General features: G+C 71.3%; 4 protein-coding genes. All 4 read right to left on the bottom strand.

Features of this window, described 5'->3' with window-relative positions:
* Positions 1 to 18: 18 nt before the first annotated feature.
* Positions 19 to 1,458, bottom strand: a complete 1,440-nt coding sequence (locus tag NON22_RS22105) for an FAD/NAD(P)-binding protein (RefSeq protein WP_257389163.1) — start codon at positions 1,456 to 1,458, stop codon at positions 19 to 21.
* Positions 1,459 to 1,753: 295 nt separating this feature from the next.
* Positions 1,754 to 2,206 carry a hypothetical protein gene (locus NON22_RS22100; RefSeq protein WP_257389162.1) on the bottom strand — a complete coding sequence of 151 codons (453 nt, stop codon included), beginning with the start codon at positions 2,204 to 2,206 and terminating at the stop codon, positions 1,754 to 1,756.
* A 44-nt stretch (positions 2,207 to 2,250) separates the two neighbouring features.
* Positions 2,251 to 2,613 (bottom strand): EF-hand domain-containing protein, encoded by a 363-nt coding sequence (locus tag NON22_RS22095; RefSeq protein WP_257389161.1) that lies wholly within the window; start codon positions 2,611 to 2,613, stop codon positions 2,251 to 2,253.
* A gap of 334 nt (positions 2,614 to 2,947) precedes the next feature.
* On the bottom strand, positions 2,948 to 3,342 hold a 395-nt coding region (locus tag NON22_RS22090; protein WP_257389160.1), incomplete at its 5' end, for a DbpA RNA binding domain-containing protein.

Genomic DNA, 3,342 nt, shown 5'->3' with positions numbered 1-3,342 from the left:
CCGGCCCGGTCCGGCGGTTCAGCCGTGCAGATCCGCGATCTCGGCCGTGCGCCGTTCGCCGGCGCGCTGCTGCTCGCGCGCGGCGTCGCCGGCGAGCTCGCGGAACAGCTGCACCGCGATCGCGCGCGCCTGCTGGCGGATCTCGGGGATGGCAGTGGATTCCCAGTCGCGGCCGCGGCACAGCGCGCCGATCGTCCAGAGACGCTGGTCCGGCGCGAGCCGGCCGCTCGCGTCGACCTGCAGGCCGAGGCCCTGCGCGTCGGCGCGCGCGAGACCGCCGTCGACGAGCGAGCGCACGAGCGCATGCGACGTCGCGCGCGCGTCGGTGTCCAGGCCGATGGCCTGCAGCACGAGGTCGTAGCTCGCGACCTGGGCCAGTTCGTGCTGCGGTCCCTGGGTCCAGCTCAGCACTGGCCGGTTGTGACGGCCCGCGCGGACCGACTGCACGCGGCCGGCGCGCGTCTCGAGCCGGCGGTCGGCCTGCAGCTCGAGCACGCGGCGCGCGACCTGCGGCGGCATGCGATGGCGGCCGATCTCCCAGATGCTGCGCAGATGACGCAGGAAGCGGCGCCGGTCGGTTTCGGACAGGGCCTGCCAGAGCTTCGGTGTCGCATGACGCAGGCTGTCGATGACGCTGCGCCAGTCGTCCGCCTCCTCGCAGGCGGCGCGGACCAGCTGCGTCCAGCGGCGCAGCTCGGGCCGTTCGTGCAGATCCTCGATGAGCTCGGCCAGCCCTTCGGCCGGCAGCTGCGCATCGCGCGAATGCGCCGCCGGCAGGCGGCCGCGGCGCGACAGCGCCGTCACGTGGACCTGCGGCCAGCGTTCGGTGACGCTGAGCGCGAGATCGACGGCCGACAGGCCCGAGCCGATGACGAGCACCTTGCGCAGCTTCTCGAACGGCAGGGTGTTGGCCGACAGCCACTGCCACGGATCGAGCACGTAGCGGCCCGCGGCGACCAGGGTCTCGTCGACCTGCGGCAGCGCGCGCGCAGGCAGGGCGCCGGTCGCGACGACGACGATGTCCGCGTGGCTCGGATAGCCGCCGGCGTCGGTCAGCACGTAGCCGCCGTCGGGCGCGGCTTCGATGCGCTCAATCTCGCTGCGCAGGCGCGAGGCGCGTATGCCGCGGAAACTCGCACCTTCGAACGCACGCGACACGCGCGCCTCGAGGTAGTCGCCGTACAGGCGCCGCGGCAGGAAGTCGCCGCCGCGCGCATCGGGCAGCTGCTGGCGCGCGAAGTCGAGGAATTCGGTGGGCTCGGGCGAGTTCAGGCCCATGGCGGTCGCGCGCACGTTGAGCAGGTGCTCGTCCACCGGCGTCGCATAGGCCACGCCGCGGCTGCCGCCGCGCCGGCCCGAATACCAGTGCAGCTCGGCCGGCATGCCGACGCCGTGTTCCAGCAGCTCGGTGATGACGAACGCAGCGGCGGCGCCGCCGCCGATGATGGCGACTTTCATACCCATGGCTCTCCTCGATGGCGATGCGCGACGCGGCCAGGCTGGGCGCGGCGTCGCGGGGCCGTTGGCGGGGCTTATGACACAACCGCGCCGGTTAAACGGTTGCTAAATGAAACGGCATTTCGGGTTGCACGCTCATCGCGGCTGGCTGTGTCGATATGAGCTTTTGGTGCGATGCCTTGGGCTTGACTTTCGCGCCGTGTGACGCCGCTGCGCGGGTCCGCGCCGGCGACTCCTCTCCCCGACCTGCAGGTGCCCGGCCGCGCGACGGACGCGCGGCCGGGGCCTGTGGTGCTCAGACGTCCGGCTGCACGCGGGCCGGATAGATCAGGCGTTCGATCGCCATCGGCAGATAGCGCCGCGCGAACACCGGGCGCTGCGGCTCCAGCGCGGCCATCGCGCGGCGGCAGTCGTCGTCGGTCGGCGCGTAGATGAACAGGAACGCGCCGCCGTTGCGCGCGAGCTCGAGGTCGTCGTCGATGTAGCCGGCCTCGGTGCCGACGAACTTGGCCACCCAGGCCTTGGCCCGGTCGATGATGTTCGCGCCGTCGACCGATTCCAGCTCGTTGACGACGAATTCGCCGGTCGCCGAGCGCACCTCGCCGTCGGTGAAGCCCTGGTTGCGCAGTTCCTGCTCGGCGGTCTGCGCCTGCGCATAGCTGTCGAAGCCGGCGAGGATGTAGTGCCGCGGATAGAACATGCCGAAGGATTGATCACCTTCCTTGAAGAATTCCCAATGGGTTTTCATACGGGCCTCCAGGGGACGCACGAGGGTGCGGAGCGAGCCAGGTATCAGCGCTTTTCTTCCTGATAGGCGGCGAACTCGCTCGCATCGAGCTTGCCGTCGCTATTGCGGTCCAGACGCGCGAACTTGCCGGCGAGTTCGTGGCCCGACGGCACTTCGTTCTTGTCGATGAAGCCGTCCTTGTTCGCGTCGAGCTGGGCCATCGAGGTCAGGGCCGTCGCCGGTTCCAGGGTCGACGGCGGCGGAACTGCGTTCTGCGGCGGTTGCCGCTGCTGCGACTGCACCTGCAGCGGCTGCTGCTGCTGTGACGGCGGTGATGTCGACTGGGGCTGCGACTGGCCCAGGGCAGTGCCGCCGAGCAGCAGAGCCAGCGACGCGAACACGGTGCGGGTGGTGGCGGGAATCGGCATGAGGCGGTCTCCACGTCGGACAAGGGATGATCCGGTGACGCAGAGAGCGTGCCAGCTGGGCCTGTGCGACGAGATCGCCGGCAACCGCGGCAGCGGTTGGGTTTGCTCGCCGAAAAAGCGGCTCCGGCGCTACGCGCGCCCGGCAGATTGCACGAAGCGCGGACGGCGCCGGGCGAGTTGCCTGTCGGGACAGCGGGCGCGGCCACCGCGCCCGTCCGAACCGGACCAAGGAATCGCGCCGGCTGCTGTCATCCGCGCGGACGATTGCGTCCGCGCGTGGACGGATCCGGCCGGCCGATCCGGCGCTTCGCCGCCGCCGCCGGCAGTGCGGGACTTACTTGCCGCGGCCCTTGCGCGGACCCGCGCCGGGACGCGGCCGCGACGAGGAGCGGCTCGTGTCGGCCGCTTCGTCGGCGCGCGTGATGCGCAGCTGCTGGCCCGAGACCCAGACCTTCTTCAGGTGCTTGAACACGTCCGACGGCATGCCTTCGGGCAGGTCGACGAGACTGTGGTCGCCGCGGATGTCGATACGGCCGATGTTCGCGCTGTCGAGACCCGCCTCGTTCGCAATCGCGCCGACGATGTTCGACGGCTTCACGCCGTGGTCGTGGCCGACCTCGATGCGGAACGTCTCCATGCCGGCCTCGACCGCGCCGGCGCGTTCACGCCGCGCCGGCTTGCGCGCGGCCGCATCGGCGTCGCTGCGTGCGGCGGCCGGGCGCTCGCTGC

It is taken from the genome of Tahibacter caeni (assembly GCF_024609805.1).
Taxonomy (GTDB): domain Bacteria; phylum Pseudomonadota; class Gammaproteobacteria; order Xanthomonadales; family Rhodanobacteraceae; genus Tahibacter; species Tahibacter caeni.
Note: the sequence above shows the minus strand (reverse complement) of the source record. Positions and strands in the feature narration are given on the sequence as shown.

Excerpts from the sequence above, each read along its gene's own strand:
- NON22_RS22100 (WP_257389162.1), bottom strand. The coding sequence starts at position 2,206 with ATGAAAACCCATTGGGAATTCTTCAAGGAAGGTGATCAATCCTTCGGC.
- NON22_RS22105 (WP_257389163.1), bottom strand. The coding sequence starts at position 1,458 with ATGAAAGTCGCCATCATCGGCGGCGGCGCCGCCGCTGCGTTCGTCATC.
- NON22_RS22095 (WP_257389161.1), bottom strand. The coding sequence starts at position 2,613 with ATGCCGATTCCCGCCACCACCCGCACCGTGTTCGCGTCGCTGGCTCTG.